This is a genomic window from Christiangramia aquimixticola, assembly GCF_048285835.1.
GTDB lineage: Bacteria > Bacteroidota > Bacteroidia > Flavobacteriales > Flavobacteriaceae > Christiangramia > Christiangramia aquimixticola.
In genome coordinates this window covers 1-283 of sequence record NZ_JBLVTL010000304.1, presented here as the reverse complement: position 1 = coordinate 283, position 283 = coordinate 1, and the positions used below count along the sequence as shown (strand labels likewise).

Here is a 283-nt window from a genome sequence, read left to right as displayed (position 1 = left end):
GAACCCAAAAAGAACAGGATTTTGAAGCCTTGTATCAACGCCACAAGGACAAAATCTACCGACTCTGCCTGGGTTTTGTCAGGGAAAAAGAACTGGCCAACGACCTTTTCCAAGAAATACTGATCAAAATCTGGAGGCATCTCGAGAGCTTCAAAGGTGAAAGCGACATCAGTACCTGGATCTATCGGATTTCATACAACACGGCACTTACGTTTTCTACTAAGGAAAAGAAAAAGGCTGATCAAGAGACCGAAATACCGGAAAGTCTAGACCTCGCAGAGCC

Annotated in this window: 1 protein-coding gene; it reads left to right on the top strand. The window is 44.5% G+C overall.

What is annotated here, in order from left to right:
* On the top strand, nucleotides 1-283 hold a 283-nt coding region (locus tag ACNKXV_RS14580), incomplete at both ends, for an RNA polymerase sigma factor (protein ID WP_417908421.1).